This window comes from Ochrobactrum quorumnocens (genome assembly GCF_002278035.1).
In the GTDB taxonomy this organism is placed as follows: Bacteria; Pseudomonadota; Alphaproteobacteria; order Rhizobiales; family Rhizobiaceae; genus Brucella; species Brucella quorumnocens.
The window spans coordinates 83,650-99,384 of the sequence record NZ_CP022605.1 but is presented as its reverse complement, the minus strand read 5'-3'; the positions used below and the strand labels follow the sequence as shown (position 1 = coordinate 99,384).

Genomic DNA, 15,735 nt, shown 5'->3' with positions numbered 1-15,735 from the left:
GAACTTGGTTTCTTTTTCCGTTTTCGCGGTCGACACGAGAATACAAGACCTTGAGAGTAAGTCGTAGAACTTTAAGGCCATTCACTCGATAAGCGCATTGGGCTAAGTTTGTTTGAAGAGCGTTTATCTGCGAAACATCGAGAGGCGTTGCATGACTGCTGAAACCAAGTCAGTACGTATCATACGGACGGTTATTGAAACACTGCGCCCGCAATTCAACATCGAACTTTGGGACGGTACGCGCATCGGAAACTTCGATGGTGCCTCACTTGTAATTAACGATCCGACGATAGTTCGCCAACTCATACTCAAACCCAACTATGATTCATTGATCGATATCTGGGTTTCAGGCCGCATCGATATTAAGAATGGCACGATTTTCGATCTGGCAAACTCAAAAATCGACGGCAAACTGAAGGAAAGGCTTAAAGAACTGCCAAAATGGCAGTTATTGAAGGATCTCCCGGCGCTGGTGTTCGCGGGTAAGTCTGCTGCACGGGCCGCCGTCGATGGCAAAGCCCCTTTTGTCAGCGGATCGAACAAAGACGCGATTACGCATCATTACGATGTATCGAACGAATTCTATAAGCTGTTTCTCGATGAGCGCATGGTCTACACATGTGGTTATTTTACAGATTGGGCAAATGACATCGATCGGGCACAGAACGACAAGCTGGAACTGATTTGCCGAAAACTCCGTCTTCAACCGGGAGATCAACTCCTGGATATCGGCTGTGGTTGGGGAGCACTGCTGATCTATGCTACACAAAACTTCGGCGTCACCGGCACGGGCGTTTCCCTGTCCGAAGCTCAGACGGCGCTTGCGAGAGAGCGAATCAAAGCAGCAGGTCTTGAAGATAAGATCACAATCCACATTAAATCTTACACTGAGCTAGACGGCCAGTTTGATAAGATATCCTCGGTGGGAATGTTCGAACACGTTGGTATAGAGAATTACGACGGTTATTTCACCGCCGTGAACCGGCTTCTGCGTCCGGGTGGCCTTTACATGCATCACGCCATCACCCGCCGCATGAAGAAAAATAAGAAAGCCTTCAATCGCAAAAGCGCCGAACATCTCGCGTTGGTGAAGTATATTTTCCCAGGCGGGGAGTTGGACCATCTTGGCATGACCGTTGAAAATCTCGAGGGACACGGCTTTGAGGTTCATGACGTCGAAAACCTCCGCGAGCACTATGGCCGTACATGTCGGCTATGGTGTGAGCGACTTTATTCAAATTTCGACAAGGCCATTGAGGAAATTGGTTATCCAAAAGCGCGCCTCTGGGTGCTTTATCTAGCAGGATGTGCTTTGGCATTTGAACGAGGAACCGTTCAAATCAATCAGACGTTGGCCTCAAAGCGGAGACGCGGCATTTCAGCGGTCCCGCAAACGCGCGCCGATATCTACACCAACTCGGCAAGGACTAAGAATTAAAAAACCTTCAGCGATCCTATTAAAGGATAGTAAATTAGAGCGCCGATACCGTTCAGTTGGATCGGCGCTCTTATCATTATTTCAAACGCATTTTTGGCTCTAAAGCCGTTTCGCACTTTGCGGCACGCGTTTTAGTTCTGCTGCATCACATTGCGCCAGAGGTCGATACTGCCTTCGCCAGCGTGGGTATCGATTTCGTTGAGTTCTTCTTTGCTGAAGCTCAAGTTCTTGAGCGCATCGAGAGAGTCATTAAGCTGCTCCACTGTGCGCGCGCCGACGAGTGCGGAAGTCACGCGAGTATCACGCAAGACCCATGCAATCGCCATCTGTGCCAATGACTGACCACGCTTCTGTGCAATCGCATCAAGCGCGCGAACGCGAGCAAGGTTATCTCCACTGAGCAGTCGCTCGTTGAACGAACCGCCTTTGGCGACACGTGCATCTTTTGGTACGCCACCGAGATATTTCGAGGTCAGAAGACCCTGCGCCAACGGTGAGAATGCAATACAACCCGCGCCTAGCTCATCCAGCGTTCCAAGAAGTTCCTCCTCAATCCAACGATTGAGCATCGAATAGGATGGTTGATGGATCAGAAGCGGAATGCCCTCTGCACGCAAGAGCGCTTCAGTTTCACGCGTACGCTCAGGATTGTAAGAGGAAACTCCGATGTAAAGCGCTTTGCCCTGACGAACCATCTGGACAAGGCCCCCAACGGTTTCTTCTAGGGGCACATCGTTGGTCGGGCGATGCGAATAGAAAATATCAACATAATCTAGCCCCATGCGTTGAAGGCTCTGGTCAAGAGAAGCCAACACATGCTTGCGCGAACCACCCCGCCCATAAGGCCCAGACCACATGTCCCAACCAGCTTTCGTCGAAATAACCAATTCGTCGCGGTGATCGCGGAAATCTTTTTTCAAAACGTTGCCGAAATTCTCTTCTGCCGATCCATATGGAGGGCCATAATTGTTGGCGAGGTCGAAATGCGTGATACCACGATCAAAAGCCTGGCGAATGATGGCGCGTCCGGTTTCAAACACATCGGCACCGCCGAAATTCTGCCACAGACCGAGAGAGATCGGTGGCAGCTTCAGGCCCGAACGACCTGTGCGGCGGTAGTCGACACCTTCATATCGGTCTGCATTGGGAATATACATGTCGTCTCCATACGAAATTCATTTAGGCTTACTTGCCCGTCTTCCATGGTCATAAGTACGGGGTGATGATGGTTGAATCAATCACCATCACCTCAACGGATCATTGATCTCAAATCAACGATCAATCGGGCGTAATTCGCGAATTGTTTTGATCAGCATCTGAAGACCATAGGGCAACTGGCGGCGGCTAGAATAATAGAAAGCCAGCGGTGGACCGAGAGAGGCCCATTCGGAAAGAATGATTTGTAACTGTCCGGCTTTCACATAAGGTTCAGCGAGTTTCTCCAAACAATATGCAATACCAGCACCGGACAGGGCAGCAGCCATAGAGACATCTGTTGAGCCAGAAATCAGTGAGCCGGGAACATCAATCTGTAAGCTCTCATTCCCACGATCAAACTCCCAATGGAAAATCTGACCGCGTCCTGTCCTTATTCTGATGCAGTTGTGGTTCATCAAGTCAGCCGGATGTTTGGGATGACCAGCACGCGTCAAGTATGCGGAGGATGCTACCGCCACCCAGTTCAATGGTTCACTGATTGCCACCGCGATCATATCTTCGGGGATAGAGCCTGCATATCTGAGCCCGGCATCAAAACCCTCTGCAGTGACATCGAGAAAGTTGTCATCGGCAGCAATTTCCAGCTCAATATTTGGATAACGCTCGCGGAAAACCGGCAAGACCGACTGAAGCAACAGCGGAACAGCGTCCTTGAGCACGTTAATGCGCACGCTTCCCGCAATGCCACTGAATTGTCCCTGCAGTTCTTCGATACCGCCGTTAATAATTTCTAGACCGGCGGCAACTTTATCGGCCAGTACCGCGCCTGCTGCAGTCGGAGCAACACTCCGGCTGGTTCGATTAATCAACCGCACTCCAAGACGTGCTTCAAGCGCCTTCATTTTATGGCTTAATGCGGACACCGACAAATTCAGCTGATCAGCAGCTTTTCGGAAACTCCGATATCTTACAATCAGCAAAAAAACGGAAAGGTCGGAAAGATCGCTCCTATTCGTCACCATCTGGAAACACCTTGCCTCTCACTCTCTGGTGGAAGGATTAGACTGATTTTCTAAAAGAGCCGCATGGTAGACCCAGAATTCTTCAATGTAGCCTCGCGCAAGCGCGTTGGGTGTTCCACTGCCACGCTGTATCGCAAGAAAACCCGCATCGAGAAAGACGCTAAATGGTTTGATTATTACACCTCTGCCGCGGAACTCGGTAGCAGATGATGGATCAATAATAGCTATACCAACACCTTCAGAAACCAGTGTTAAAGCTGTATGGGAAAGGCGCGTTTCTATTGTTGACGAGCGCACGATATCCGCTAAAGCCACTTCAACGCGCATCGCGAAAAGCGTGCCGGGCTCCAGAGTGATCATCCGTTCATTGACGAGATCTGATGGCGTGACACGATCAACATTTGTTAGCCTGTGCCCTTCTGGAATAGCGACGACGGCGGCAACCGGTCTGGTTTCGATTATGAAACCTGGTCTATCAAGCGGGCCATCTGCAAAACCGATATCGACACTGCCCGAAGCCACGGCCTCAATGACCTGCGACGATGAAATGCCGTTCAGAGAAGCATGGATATTTGGATGATCTCGCAAAAAATGCGCCAGGAAACGGGGCATAATCCCATTCGCAAGCGCGGGCATCGCCGCGATGCGCAACATACCAGCATTTTGACGACGTACTTCCTCCGCAAATGCTTTGATGCGCGAGAGGCCAATGAAGGCACGTTCGACTTCCTGCATCAACGTAAGGGCTTCCTGCGTCGGCGTAAGTTGGTTGCCTCGCCTGTCGAATAGCTTGAGTTTCGTAGCAAATTCAAAATCCCGAATGAGCCGACTGACTGCTGGCTGGGTAATCGCCATGAGTTCTGCAGCCGCCGTCATCTTTCCAGTCATCATTACGGTTCGAAATGCTTCCACCTGTCGTAGATTCATCGTTCCTCATAACATTTTGTTATTCTCGATGCTATTTTTCGAATTTGACTGTATTGAAGCGGACTGTCAAATCTTAAGAAAAATAAGCTGTGCGCTGAATGTTTCAGCAAAAGCACGGAAGGGAACAGTGTGGTGGGTGCGGTCAACGCTTATCTTGATCTTATGGGATTCACAGAAGCTGGCTGGGGCAAGGACATGCTCAAGGCCACGCTTGTGACTGTTGCTGTCGCATTGAGTGGCTTTGCTATCGGTGCCGTGTTTGGTAGCCTGGCTGCCGCTGCATCCTTCTCGTCTTTACGGCTCCTGCGATGGGTCTCGAATGGATACACGACATTGCTGCGCGGCATCCCGGATCTCCTCGTCATATATCTGTTCTATTTTGGGAGCAGCGCTGTACTTAGCAAGCTTGCGACTATGTTTGGCGCAACGGGCTTTGTAAGTGCGCCCGTTTTCCTGATTGGAGCGCTTGCAATCGGTGTGGTTTCGGGCGCGTATCAGGCTGAAGTTTATCGCGGTGCCGTTCTCGCTTTATCGAAAGGTGAGCTTGAGGCTGCACGAGCTTATGGCATGCCCTCGCATCTCATGTTTCGGCGCATCATTCTCCCGCAGGCTGCCCGCTTTGCCATTCCGGGAGTTGGTAACGTCTGGCAACTCGTGCTCAAAGAGTCCGCACTTATTTCGGTCGTTGGACTGATTGAACTCATGCGGCAGGCTCAGACCGGAGCTGGTTCAACCCGCCAGCCGTTTATCTTTTTCCTAACGGCTGCCGTTTTCTATCTGCTGATCAGCTTTGTCTCAGGGAATGTCTTCCTGCAGGCTGAAAAGCGCGCGATGCGCGGCATCAAGCGGGCGGTATGAAGATGATAGACTTCCTGTTCATATATAACGCTTTTCTGAGCCTTTGCAGCGGAATACCCTTCACCCTGCAGTTGACCGGCCTATCTGTTCTCATCGGTGCAATTCTAGCGACAGCGCTTGCAGCCATGCGACTTTCGGGCTCGATATTGCCCGACCTTATAGCGCGCTTCTACATTTTTGTTTTCCGGGGCACACCACTCCTCGTCCAGCTCTACATCATCTATTATGGACTTAGCCAATTCCCTGAACTGCGCAGAAGCTTCCTCTGGCCATTTTTGCGCGAACCTTATTGGTGCGCAGTTTTTGCGCTCGCACTCAACACTGCGGCTTACAGCGCCGAGATTATCCGGGGTGGAGTACTATCGGTTCCTGCCGGACAGATCGAGGCAGCTAGGGCTTATGGAATGCAAGGTTTCACGTTGATAAGGCGTATTTTAGCGCCACAAGCTTTGCGACAAATGCTTCCTGCCTACTCCAACGAAATCATTCTGATGGTCAAGTCAACCGCGTTGGCGTCAACCATTACCATGATGGAGGTGACGGGCCTTGCAGCAAAACTCATATCGTCCACTTATCGGCCCGTCGAAGTCTTCATTGCAGCTGGCGCCATCTATCTCCTGCTCAATTTTATTGTCAGCCGCCTTTTTAAGCTGATGGAATACCACCTTGCCGCCGCGCAACGTCAGCCGCACTCGTCACTCGCGGCAGGAGAAAAAGCATGATCAAAAATTCCGCCGTACCGGCCGTAGAAATTAGTGGCCTTGAGAAAAGTTATGGCGCACACAAGGTTCTGCATTCCATCTCTTTTCAGGCTCATCAAGGCGAAGTTATTTCCATTCTCGGCGCTTCGGGGTCAGGCAAATCGACCTTGCTTCGTTGCATTAACATGCTGGAAATCCCGGAAGCAGGCGACGTGTCAATTCACGGCGAAACATACCGATTGATCCGCCAGGATCGCGGGTCTTCCCGCATAGCTGATCAGAAGCAGCTACGGAAATTGCGCTCACAAGCAACGATGGTTTTCCAGTCGTTCAATCTGTGGTCTCATCTCACAATCCTAGAGAACCTCATTGAAGCACCAGTCCACGTGCAAAAACGCGATCGACGCGAATGTATTTTGGAAGCGGAGGCACTCTTGGAACGCGTCGGGATCGCGGAGAAGCGAAATTTTTATCCAGCTCATCTTTCTGGTGGCCAGCAGCAGCGCGCGGCTATTGCGCGCGCGCTTGCTATGAAGCCTAAGATCATGCTTTTCGACGAGCCCACGTCAGCTCTTGATCCTGAGCTTGTCGCTGAAGTCCTTAAAGTCATGCGTGATCTGGCAGCGGAAGGCCGCACCATGCTTGTTGTGACTCATGAGATGGGCTTTGCCCGTGATGTCTCCAACCGCATTCTGTTTTTGCACCAGGGGCTGATTGAGGAGGACGGAAACCCGGACGAGGTTTTCACAAGCCCGAAAAGCGATCGGTTCCGCCAGTTTATTTCCCGACAACGAAACTGAAAACAAACATCAAAATCAAAAGAGGTGAACACATGAAATTCAAACCCATCCTATGTGCCGCAGGTCTTCTCGCATCTATCCAAATGGTACATGCTGAAGATACCATTCGTATCGCAACCGAAGGCGCTTATGCTCCGTGGAACTTCTCCGGCCCAAATAATGTTCTCGAGGGCTTCGAAGTCGATCTCGTCAAGGAACTCTGTGAACGCATGAAAACCAAGTGCGAAATTGTGGCGCAGAACTGGGACGGTATCATTCCTTCGCTCACAGCGGGTAAGTATGATGCCATCATGGCCGCGATGAGCATCACGCCAAAACGTGAAGAAGTGATCGCGTTCTCGGCTCCTTATGCTGCGGCAATCAATTCCTTCACCGTGATGGGTGATAGTGGTCTTGATGATCTGCCCGATACTGGCAAGCCGCTTTCGGTTGATTCCGAAGCTGCAAAGCCAGTGCTTGAAGAAATTGCCAAAAAAATCGAGGGTAAGACCGTCGGCGTACAGGGCTCGACGACTGCTTCCGCATTCATGGAACAGTATTTTCCGAAAGACGTGGAGGTGCGGGAGTATAAGACCACTGAAGAACACAATTTCGATCTCACCAGTGGTCGCCTTGATGCTGTGCTTGCCAATGCGACTGTGCTCGCTGCAGCCCTTGAAAAGGAAGATATGAAGGGCGCGAAGCTCGCCGGCCCGCTCTTTTCTGGCAAAGTGTTTGGTATGATTGGCGTCGGCTTGCGCAAAGAAGATACCAAACTTAAAGCGCGCTTCGATGAAGCCATTCACGCGACAGTCGCTGATGGAACCGTGAAAAAGCTTTCCGAGAAATGGTTCAAGGTCGACGTCAGTCCTCAGGAATAGTTTTACAATCCGGCACTTCCCGTTCTGGAAGTGCCGATCTGCAGGCATATGGACTGAAAACATGCGCAGACTCCCCGATCAGGATCTTGTCATTATAGGAGCTGGCCTTGTCGGGTCAGCGCTCGCTTGGGGTTTGGCTCGTTCAGGGCAACGCCCGATGCTACTTGATGGAGAAGATCTCTCACTTCGCGCGTCTCGCGCCAATTTCGCGTTGATCTGGGTTCAGGGTAAAGGGCTTGGAGCGCCGCATTACGCGCGATGGACGATGCAAGCGGCGCAGCTCTGGCCCCAGTTTGCAGCCGAACTCAAAGAAACATCGGGCATTGATGTTGTGCTGAGACAGCGTGGTGCATTTACATTTGCGCTTACTGATACCGAGTTGGAAAATGCAAAAGCCGACACGGAGATGGTAGCCCGCGAGTTGGGCACGGAGGCAGCAACTCATAGCTTGTTAAATCATAGCGAAACCGCACAGATGGTACCTGCTATCGGACGCGCAGTGGTCGGTTCCATCTATTCACCGTTAGATGGCGATGTGAATTCTCTCCGCCTATTTCGGGCTCTTCACACCGGAATGATCAATCTGGGTGCGATTTATGAACCACATTGTGATGTGACTGAAATCATCCCCCAATCAAACGGTTTTCTCATCAAGGGTGTCTGGGGCCAAGTGTTTGCCCAACGCGTAGTATTGGCCGCCGGAACCGGCAATAGCAGGCTCGCACAAATGGTCGGCATTAATGCGCCAACCACCCGCAGCAAAGGCCAAATTCTCGTTACAGAAAAATGCGCACCATTCTTTCCATACACGTCGGCCACGCTCCGCCAAGCCGACGAAGGTGGAGTGATGATTGGCGATAGTCAGGAAAACCACACCGACAGTATCATGACAAATCAGGACATCAGCACAGTGTTAGCTGACCGCGCGATGCGAACTTTCCCTTGTCTTGGGAGTGTGAATGTTATTCGAAGCTGGGCAGGATTTCGCGTGAAGACGCCGGATGGCTTACCGATCTACCAACAATCGGAAAAGTATCCGGGGGCATATATAGCCATGTGTCACTCAGGCGTGACGCTTGCAGCAAATCATGCCTTGATTATTGCTGACCAAATCGCCACCCAACAAAGAACTCTGGCTGACCACGCTTTTTCAGCGGAGAGGTTTCATGTTCAGACAAACTGAAAAAACGATCGATACCGTCGCTATCACATTTGATGGAATGTCTTTTGACGTCGGCGCAGGGCAGACGGTAGCTGCAGCACTTCTGGCACAAGGCATTAACGCCCTGCGTAACAGCGTTGTGGGTAATCAACCACGGGCACCTTACTGCTTGATGGGTGTCTGCTTCGAATGTTTGGTGCAGATTGATGGCGTTGAAAACCGACAGGCCTGCATGACTGTGGTCCGTGAAGGCATGAGTATCTCGTCACAGACCGGCGCTCGTAACTCTGGCCGGGACCTCTAATAATGGTGATCAAAAAAAACAACGATATAAGCAATGTAGATCCGTTTTATGATGTGGCCATCGTGGGTGCAGGACCCGCGGGCATGGCAGCCGCAACAGAAGCGTCGGCTCGAGGCGCTCGAACAATTCTTTTTGACGAAAACCCAGCGGTCGGCGGCCAAATCTATCGCTCCATTGAAAACAACACACCTTCAAGGCGTGCATTTCTGGGCAAGGATTACTGGCGCGGCAAAGCCATTCTAACTGCCTTTCTTGCAAGTGACACCACTTATGTCGGACAGGCGCTCGTCTGGAGTGTCGAACAACAACGCCAGGACAAGACGAATTCAGCGGAACTACGCGTTTCCAAAAATGGTCAAAGTCGTATCGTGCGCGTCAAGCGCGTTATCTTCGCGACCGGTGCCCTTGAACGTCCGATGCCTGTTCCCGGATGGACGCTCCCTGGAGTTATGACAATTGGTGCTGCGCAAATTGCTTTGAAAGCATCCGGGCTTCTGCCGGACGCAAAAGTGGTTTTGGCAGGCACGGGGCCGCTGCTGTATCTTTTTGCCGCGCAAGTATTGGAAGCCGGTGGAACCGTTGCAGCCATTCTTGATACCACGCCACGCAGAAACTGGACCAGGGCGATGCCTTATCTGCCCTCGTTTCTGCTGTCTTCTTACGCTTTCAAGGGGTTGTCTCTGCTCAACAAGGTTCGGCGCTTCGTGTCCATTCATTCGAATGTAGAAGCAATTGAAATATTGGGTGTCGATAAGGCAACAGGCGTGCGATTCACAGCCAAAGGCTTGACGCAAGAGGTCGATATCGACAGCATCTTTCTTCATCAGGGCGTTATTCCCAACAACAATCTCAGCAATGCTACCGGATGTGAGTTGGTATGGAACGAGCGTCAGAAATGCTTCCAGCCAAAACTCGATGAATATGGTCGTTCATCTCTGGAAACGGTTTTTGTGGCAGGTGACGGCGGTGGTATCGGAGGTGCACTTGTAGCGGAAACTTCGGGGCGCATTGCAGCTCTTGCGGTTTGTCGCGAGCTTTTCACTGACAAAAGTGCAGAAATTGGCAGCGCCCTAACCGCAGCAAAGCGTAGCCGTCGGAAGCTTACGCGCGGGCGGAGTTTCATCGACACGCTTTATCAACCAAGCCTGACATTTCGTGCACCCCTTAACCGTGCAACTATTGTTTGTCGCTGCGAGGAAGTGACAGTTGGTGAAATTCGCGACGCTGCAGCTCTTAATGTCGCCGGCCCAAATCAGCTCAAAACCATGCTGCGTTGCGGCATGGGGCCGTGCCAGGGACGCATGTGTGCAGCAACCATTACTGAAATCCTAGCCGATACCCAGCATCGTACACCTGAGGCAGTAGGCACTTACCGACTGCGTATGCCGGTGAAACCTGTGCCGCTTCGTGAGATTGCCGCACTTCCTCATACCCCCGACGCCATTTTCGCAGTCACTGGCGAAAATCCGGCTGAACTCTGACTACCAATGAAAGGACTTTAAAATGACAGAACGCCATCTCCGCACGCCGATCATGCACCGTGTGGTCGAGCATAACGGCATTGTTTATGTCGGCGGTACGACCTGTGATGACGAAAATCTCGATATGGCGGGCCAGACACAGGAGATATTGACGAAGATCGACAAATATTTGGCTGAAGCCGGAACCGATAAAGCCAAACTGCTGACTGCGACCGTTTTTGTTACAGACCTCGAATTGAAGCCTCAAATGGATGCTGTCTGGAAGGCGTGGGTTGGACCTGAAGATCTACCGACCCGGGCGACTGTTGGTGTAGCTGATCTGGGTGGTGACACACTTATTGAGATCGTCGTTTCTGCTCATAAGTAAGAGCTCCTCCCTAGCTCAGCTAACCACGTATCCATTCGCGTCGAAGCGCGAATGGATACAAAATAAGTGTGCTCCCTCCGGCACATAAGCCTCACCACCAACTTCTACAATCTGTTCTTCATTCAGCAAACGGTGCCAGTGCGAATATAACACCTGATTGGCACGTGGAAGTTTCAATTCATAGCGCAAAATACGATGGATCGTGCGAAACGAGTTATGTTCGCATCCGCCCCAGAAAAACACAGTGGCAAGATCTTCGGGCCAATTGACGGACACCAATGCATCAGGAAGAAGTGTTGTCATTCCTGCTATACCTTTTGCATACCAGTTACCAGCTGGGATGTTTGGCAGCACGACCTGTCCAACATGGCACTTTATGGTACGGAAGCTACGCTTTATGTACCCGAGCCGAACATCTTCGATGGTATTGTGCGGATTACCAATCAAAAGGAAGCGGCTGGATTGCCTGCATGGGATCATCCACTCGGACCGCCAAACCGCACGGAAAACAGTGGCCGCATGGTTGCTGACTATCGATCTGCGGGTCTTGCTGACATGGCACAGGCGATCATCTGAGGTCGCCCCCAGCGCTGCAACGATGAATTCGCGCTGCATGTGGTTGAGGTCATGACAGGCATTCTGGCGTCAGGTGAGCAAAAACACTTCGTTGAAATGACCACAACCTGCAAACGTCCGGAAGCACTCGGGTCAGAGGCAGCACAAACCTTTTGGCGCAGCAAACGTTACTCTCTGAAGACCACAGTTAAGAGCAATGCAAAGAGCGTCTTTAGCCGTTCGTCTATGTTCGTTAACAGACGCCCGGTCCTTTGCCGCCAGACCAGAACTGATTATTGGTTTCAAGCTCAGCACCACCCTGCATGACGGACAAGACTTGCCTTAGATTTCTGCAGATTAAAACGGCCTGAGGTTCTGGTGAACAAACGTCAGCCGGCCGGTTAAATTCTAATCTTCCAGATTGCAAAACGGCAAGAGGCTTAGCTTAATCTCAATTGGGTTTAGAGTATTCTCATTTTAGAGGAGTAGAATGCTTCTGCATATGTTTCCGGTGCGCGGCATTCCATACCGCGCAAACGCGCAATTCCACGAAACGTTTCTCGATCAAACCAGTCTTTGGATCGCTGAGTGCCGAAGTTTTTTATCAGCAGATCAATTTTCTTCTCCATAACCGCAGCCGACAAAGCGACGTAAGCGTTCGGGCGCCCCAAATCGCCGTCCCACTTGGGAATTTCATATTCCAGAATTAGCTGGTCGCGGAAGATATTCCATGTGATCTCGTGCACGGTTCGGTGATCTTGATGGGCATCCCCACGACTATGTGTAAACACGATATCCGGCTCGCTGGTGCTGCGTAGCCCCATCAACCATTCTTTGATAGCCCTGCTCTGAGTAGGAAAATAGCTGTCCTCAAAGTCCCTCAAATGAATTCTGTTATTTTGCGTTCCGGCAAGAAAATCACACGCAGAAGTTTCTGCTTCTGCGTGCCGCTCTTTTCCACCAGACAAAACGCACCAATCCACCTCTAGAGGGATCCCCATTTCGATCAGACTTAGAAGGGTTCCGCCGCATCCAATCTCGATATCGTCTGAATGTGCGCCCAGACAAAACAGTCTGAGCGGTCTGCCAAGCTGTGTTAGTGAACACAGATCGATCATAGTGCGATCGCAATGTTAGCTGCACTAATCTCTGTCTTATGCTTTTTCCAGGGCATATCCCCTTTTTCGACCATGTCTTCGAGAGTCTGCCAATCTCGTAGCGTATCCATGGAACGCCAGAAACCCTCGTATTTATAGGCCATAAGCTGATTGTCGGCGATCAGGCGGCTGAACGGTTCCAACACGAGTTCCTCGCCTTCGCGCATATAATCGAAGATCTCTTTGCGAAACAGAAAATAGCCGCCGTTTATCCAGATATCGGAGGTGTTAGACGTTCTGAATGCGCGCACGTCACCACCCTCTGCTATATCAGCAAGATGATATGTCAACGGCGGGCGAACGGCCAGAAAGCAGGCCAATTTACCACTCTTTCGAAAACGATCCGTCATATCGTCAAGGTCGACGTCACTGAGGCCATCACTGTAATTTGCGAGAAACATATCCTCGTCCTCGACGTGAGCACGCGCACTCCACAATCTTTCACCGATGTTTCGCCAGATACCAGTATCAAGCAGGGTTACACTCCAGTCACGATCAACCTCTTCGAGCAAACGTACATTGCGTCCGCCATCAGAAACTACACAATCCGCAAAGGTTTGAGGTCGTATACTGAGGAAAAAGTCTTTGACAACATTTGCCTTATATCCGAGGCACAATACGAAGTCGTTGTGACCGTAGTCAGAATAATACTCCATTACGTGGTGGAGGATCGGCTGATGACCAAGCGGGATCATCGGCTTGGGGACATTCTCTGAATATTCCCTTATACGGGTGCCAAGACCACCGCAGAAAAGAACCACTTTCATAACTAGCGCTCCTCTGTGAGTAATGCCGGATCGATCAGTGTGACATGCGGGATTGGTATGATAAACTTTCCGCCCCATTCAACGACGTGCTGCATCTGACGAATAATCTCATCCTTGAAGTTCCAGGGCAGGATCAGAATATAGTCGGGCTTATAGCTATCAATCATCGAGGTATCATAGATAGGAATATGCATTCCGGGAGTAAAACGCCCGTGTTTGTAAGGATTACGGTCAACAGTGAAATCGAGAAAGTCGGTTCCAATTCCGCAGTAATTTAGGAGCGTGTTGCCTTTTCCGGGTGCCCCGTAACCGCAAATGCGCTTACCCGCATTTTTTGCAGCTATCAGAAATGACAGCAGATCACGCTTCGTGCGACGTGTCTTTTCAGAAAACTGTTCATATGCAGCAATTTCGTTAAGACCGAACGTCTGTTCACGTTTTAAAAGTGCTGCAACGCGTGGCCCTGCTTTTCGTCTACTGGCATTGTGAGCGAGATAAACACGGAGTGAACCGCCGTGTGTCGGCAACTCTTCAACGTCAATCACTTTGAGGTGGTGACGATTGGCCATGTAGCGGATAGTAAGAAGTGAAAAATATGAGAAGTGCTCATGATAGATCGTATCGAACTGATTTTGCTCAATCAAATTAGCCAGATGCGGAAACTCAAGAGTAATAACCCCTTCGGGTTTTAGCAGAATCTGCATACCGCGAACAAAATCATTAAGGTCCGGAACCTGTGCCAGGACATTATTTCCAATAATGAGATCAGCCTTCCCGCCTTCGCCGACCATCTGCGCCGCAAGGGTTGAACCAAAAAAGTCTATACGGGTAGGCACACCCTTGGAAATCGCGGCCTTTGCCACGTTGGCAGCGGGTTCAATTCCCAGGATTGGAATACCCTTGGGCAGAAAATGCTGAAGTAAATAGCCGTCGTTGCTTGCGATCTCAACAACAAAACTGTCACTCTTGAGGCTCAGTTTTTCGGTAATTTCGTCACAATAAACCCGAGCGTGTTCGACCCAGCTTGTAGCATAGGAAGAGAAGTATGCGTATTCTGTAAAAATATCGGCAGGACTGAAATATTCTTTTAGCTGAACCAGATAGCAATGGTCGCACACAAAAGCATATAACGGATAATACGGCTCCATGTGATCAAGTTGTTCCGCAGTGAGAAAACTCTCGCACGGCGGAGACATTCCAAGATCCACAAATGTATGTTTAAGAAGCGTCCCGCACAAGCGGCAACCTGCCTGCTCTCGAGCCATGCCTGCACTCCGCGATATGCCCGGCGTTTGGATGGTCATACGATATACCTCGCCCTGCCCGGTCCCTTATGGGTATGTGGGTTTGAATTCCGTTCGATGCCGGACGATCAAAATTACTAAGTTTGCTATGCTTTTCCGAGACTGTAATGAGGAGCGAGCAGTACATACGATCGGGCGCCCCCGTCATCCGTCGATTGATCCCGGGCAATCCCCCTAACTCCACCCTATGTCGATGTTGGGGTACATCACTACGCCTTTTAGGTGGCTATACCTTAATCTTAGGGTCAGTTCGATGACCCGAAAACGACACTATTCCCCAACCATGGAACTGTCAGAATGGGCGTGCAGAGTGATCCGAGGCACATAATGCGATTTACCCCGCTTAATATAGACGGCGCCTGGTCCGTTGAACCAGACAAGCACAAAGATGAGCGAGGCTGGTTCGCACGTGTCTATTGCGAGAGTGCATTTGCCGAACGGAAAATGGAAACGAATTTCCCACAACACAGCCTGTCTTTCTCTCGCGAAAAAGGAACTCTGCGCGGGCTTCATTATCAAAATGAACCACACTCCGAAACCAAACTTGTTACATGCTTACAAGGTGTGATTTGGGACGTCCTCGTCGATCTACGACCGAATTCGCCCACCTATCGACGTTGGACGGGATTGGAATTATCGTCGGAAAATGGTGTGCAGCTCTACATTCCTGAAGGCTGTGCGCATGGTTTTCAGACGCTCACAGACGATGTGCTGCTGCGCTACATGATCTCTCGCCCTTATGCGCCTGATTTTTCAACAGGACTACGATACGACGACCCAGCTCTTGGGGTTCCATGGCCCGATAAGCCAACCGTTATGTCGGAAAAAGACAGAAGTTGGCCTCTCCTCTAGTCACCGCAGAAATTCGTTCAAC

At 50.7% G+C, this 15,735-nt stretch carries 18 protein-coding genes; 11 read left to right on the top strand and 7 right to left on the bottom strand.

Translation table 11 applies throughout. The features are described 5' to 3' along the window. The first annotated feature begins 151 nt into the window (after nucleotides 1-151). Entirely contained in the window at nucleotides 152-1,438 is a 1,287-nt protein-coding gene (locus tag CES85_RS22525; RefSeq protein WP_095448094.1) for an SAM-dependent methyltransferase, read from the top strand. 131 nt (nucleotides 1,439-1,569) lie between these two features. On the opposite strand, the gene mgrA is transcribed toward CES85_RS22525, so the two are convergent. The 3 genes from mgrA to CES85_RS22510 form a co-directional block, all read right to left on the bottom strand. Continuing rightward, nucleotides 1,570-2,595 (bottom strand): L-glyceraldehyde 3-phosphate reductase, encoded by a 1,026-nt coding sequence (gene mgrA / locus CES85_RS22520; RefSeq protein WP_095448093.1) that lies wholly within the window; start codon nucleotides 2,593-2,595, stop codon nucleotides 1,570-1,572. Between the two features lie 114 nt (nucleotides 2,596-2,709). Next, nucleotides 2,710-3,618 (bottom strand): LysR family transcriptional regulator, encoded by a 909-nt coding sequence (locus CES85_RS22515; protein WP_095448092.1) that lies wholly within the window; start codon nucleotides 3,616-3,618, stop codon nucleotides 2,710-2,712. An 18-nt stretch (nucleotides 3,619-3,636) separates the two neighbouring features. Next, on the bottom strand, nucleotides 3,637-4,545 hold the full coding sequence (locus tag CES85_RS22510) for a LysR substrate-binding domain-containing protein (protein ID WP_095448091.1): 909 nt from the start codon (nucleotides 4,543-4,545) through the stop codon (nucleotides 3,637-3,639). Nucleotides 4,546-4,707: 162 nt separating this feature from the next. Between CES85_RS22510 and CES85_RS22505 the strand changes: the two genes are divergently transcribed. From CES85_RS22505 to CES85_RS22470, 8 genes are all read left to right on the top strand, one after another. Then, nucleotides 4,708-5,403: an ABC transporter permease gene (locus tag CES85_RS22505; protein WP_095448816.1), complete on the top strand. Its 696-nt coding sequence runs from the start codon at nucleotides 4,708-4,710 to the stop codon at nucleotides 5,401-5,403. Nucleotides 5,404-5,405: 2 nt separating this feature from the next. After that, complete coding sequence (locus CES85_RS22500; RefSeq protein WP_404904416.1) at nucleotides 5,406-6,125, top strand: ABC transporter permease; 720 nt, start codon at nucleotides 5,406-5,408, stop codon at nucleotides 6,123-6,125. Beyond that, nucleotides 6,122-6,904 carry an ABC transporter ATP-binding protein gene (locus tag CES85_RS22495; protein WP_167388320.1) on the top strand — a complete coding sequence of 261 codons (783 nt, stop codon included), beginning with the start codon at nucleotides 6,122-6,124 and terminating at the stop codon, nucleotides 6,902-6,904. Before CES85_RS22500 ends, CES85_RS22495 begins: the two co-directional genes overlap by 4 nt. Nucleotides 6,905-6,936: 32 nt before the next feature. Beyond that, complete coding sequence (locus tag CES85_RS22490; RefSeq protein WP_095448089.1) at nucleotides 6,937-7,764, top strand: lysine/arginine/ornithine ABC transporter substrate-binding protein; 828 nt, start codon at nucleotides 6,937-6,939, stop codon at nucleotides 7,762-7,764. A 61-nt stretch (nucleotides 7,765-7,825) separates the two neighbouring features. Then, entirely contained in the window at nucleotides 7,826-8,947 is a 1,122-nt protein-coding gene (locus CES85_RS22485; protein WP_095448088.1) for an NAD(P)/FAD-dependent oxidoreductase, read from the top strand. Further along, complete coding sequence (locus CES85_RS22480) at nucleotides 8,931-9,230, top strand: (2Fe-2S)-binding protein (RefSeq protein WP_095448087.1); 300 nt, start codon at nucleotides 8,931-8,933, stop codon at nucleotides 9,228-9,230. Before CES85_RS22485 ends, CES85_RS22480 begins: the two co-directional genes overlap by 17 nt. A gap of 2 nt (nucleotides 9,231-9,232) precedes the next feature. Beyond that, on the top strand, nucleotides 9,233-10,711 hold the full coding sequence (locus CES85_RS22475) for an FAD/NAD(P)-dependent oxidoreductase (protein WP_095448086.1): 1,479 nt from the start codon (nucleotides 9,233-9,235) through the stop codon (nucleotides 10,709-10,711). 22 nt (nucleotides 10,712-10,733) lie between these two features. Next, complete coding sequence (locus tag CES85_RS22470) at nucleotides 10,734-11,078, top strand: RidA family protein (protein WP_095448085.1); 345 nt, start codon at nucleotides 10,734-10,736, stop codon at nucleotides 11,076-11,078. A gap of 15 nt (nucleotides 11,079-11,093) precedes the next feature. Here CES85_RS22470 and CES85_RS22465 read toward each other — a convergent pair whose 3' ends face one another. Beyond that, a complete protein-coding gene (locus tag CES85_RS22465; protein ID WP_095448084.1) occupies nucleotides 11,094-11,381 on the bottom strand; it encodes an SIP domain-containing protein in 288 nt (95 codons plus the stop codon). 63 nt (nucleotides 11,382-11,444) lie between these two features. On the opposite strand from CES85_RS22465, the gene CES85_RS22460 reads away from it, so the two are divergent. Then, nucleotides 11,445-11,654, top strand: a complete 210-nt coding sequence (locus tag CES85_RS22460; RefSeq protein WP_095448083.1) for a hypothetical protein — start codon at nucleotides 11,445-11,447, stop codon at nucleotides 11,652-11,654. A gap of 440 nt (nucleotides 11,655-12,094) precedes the next feature. On the opposite strand, the gene CES85_RS22455 is transcribed toward CES85_RS22460, so the two are convergent. Genes CES85_RS22455 through CES85_RS22445 form a run of 3 tightly spaced genes read right to left on the bottom strand, consistent with a single transcriptional unit; the run spans nucleotide 12,095 to nucleotide 14,861 of the window. Beyond that, nucleotides 12,095-12,751, bottom strand: coding sequence for a PIG-L deacetylase family protein (locus CES85_RS22455; RefSeq protein WP_095448082.1), 657 nt, complete (start codon nucleotides 12,749-12,751; stop codon nucleotides 12,095-12,097). After that, nucleotides 12,748-13,557: a sugar phosphate nucleotidyltransferase gene (locus tag CES85_RS22450; RefSeq protein ID WP_095448081.1), complete on the bottom strand. Its 810-nt coding sequence runs from the start codon at nucleotides 13,555-13,557 to the stop codon at nucleotides 12,748-12,750. The genes CES85_RS22455 and CES85_RS22450 overlap by 4 nt, the downstream gene beginning before the upstream one ends. Before the next feature lie 2 nt (nucleotides 13,558-13,559). Then, nucleotides 13,560-14,861, bottom strand: coding sequence for a class I SAM-dependent methyltransferase (locus CES85_RS22445; protein WP_095448080.1), 1,302 nt, complete (start codon nucleotides 14,859-14,861; stop codon nucleotides 13,560-13,562). 327 nt (nucleotides 14,862-15,188) lie between these two features. On the opposite strand from CES85_RS22445, the gene rfbC reads away from it, so the two are divergent. Continuing rightward, nucleotides 15,189-15,713: a dTDP-4-dehydrorhamnose 3,5-epimerase gene (rfbC, locus tag CES85_RS22440; RefSeq protein WP_095448814.1), complete on the top strand. Its 525-nt coding sequence runs from the start codon at nucleotides 15,189-15,191 to the stop codon at nucleotides 15,711-15,713. Nucleotides 15,714-15,735: the final 22 nt, after the last annotated feature.

Bases quoted from the DNA above. Each gene is read 5' to 3' on its own strand.
- CES85_RS22525 (WP_095448094.1), top strand. From the start codon at position 152: ATGACTGCTGAAACCAAGTCAGTACGTATCATACGGACGGTTATTGAA.
- mgrA (WP_095448093.1), bottom strand. From the start codon at position 2,595: ATGTATATTCCCAATGCAGACCGATATGAAGGTGTCGACTACCGCCGC.
- CES85_RS22515 (WP_095448092.1), bottom strand. From the start codon at position 3,618: ATGGTGACGAATAGGAGCGATCTTTCCGACCTTTCCGTTTTTTTGCTG.
- CES85_RS22510 (WP_095448091.1), bottom strand. From the start codon at position 4,545: ATGAATCTACGACAGGTGGAAGCATTTCGAACCGTAATGATGACTGGA.
- CES85_RS22505 (WP_095448816.1), top strand. From the start codon at position 4,708: ATGGGATTCACAGAAGCTGGCTGGGGCAAGGACATGCTCAAGGCCACG.
- CES85_RS22500 (WP_404904416.1), top strand. From the start codon at position 5,406: ATGATAGACTTCCTGTTCATATATAACGCTTTTCTGAGCCTTTGCAGC.
- CES85_RS22495 (WP_167388320.1), top strand. From the start codon at position 6,122: ATGATCAAAAATTCCGCCGTACCGGCCGTAGAAATTAGTGGCCTTGAG.
- CES85_RS22490 (WP_095448089.1), top strand. From the start codon at position 6,937: ATGAAATTCAAACCCATCCTATGTGCCGCAGGTCTTCTCGCATCTATC.
- CES85_RS22485 (WP_095448088.1), top strand. From the start codon at position 7,826: ATGCGCAGACTCCCCGATCAGGATCTTGTCATTATAGGAGCTGGCCTT.
- CES85_RS22480 (WP_095448087.1), top strand. From the start codon at position 8,931: ATGTTCAGACAAACTGAAAAAACGATCGATACCGTCGCTATCACATTT.
- CES85_RS22475 (WP_095448086.1), top strand. From the start codon at position 9,233: ATGGTGATCAAAAAAAACAACGATATAAGCAATGTAGATCCGTTTTAT.
- CES85_RS22470 (WP_095448085.1), top strand. From the start codon at position 10,734: ATGACAGAACGCCATCTCCGCACGCCGATCATGCACCGTGTGGTCGAG.
- CES85_RS22465 (WP_095448084.1), bottom strand. From the start codon at position 11,381: ATGACAACACTTCTTCCTGATGCATTGGTGTCCGTCAATTGGCCCGAA.
- CES85_RS22460 (WP_095448083.1), top strand. From the start codon at position 11,445: ATGGCACTTTATGGTACGGAAGCTACGCTTTATGTACCCGAGCCGAAC.
- CES85_RS22455 (WP_095448082.1), bottom strand. From the start codon at position 12,751: ATGATCGATCTGTGTTCACTAACACAGCTTGGCAGACCGCTCAGACTG.
- CES85_RS22450 (WP_095448081.1), bottom strand. From the start codon at position 13,557: ATGAAAGTGGTTCTTTTCTGCGGTGGTCTTGGCACCCGTATAAGGGAA.
- CES85_RS22445 (WP_095448080.1), bottom strand. From the start codon at position 14,861: ATGACCATCCAAACGCCGGGCATATCGCGGAGTGCAGGCATGGCTCGA.
- rfbC (WP_095448814.1), top strand. From the start codon at position 15,189: ATGCGATTTACCCCGCTTAATATAGACGGCGCCTGGTCCGTTGAACCA.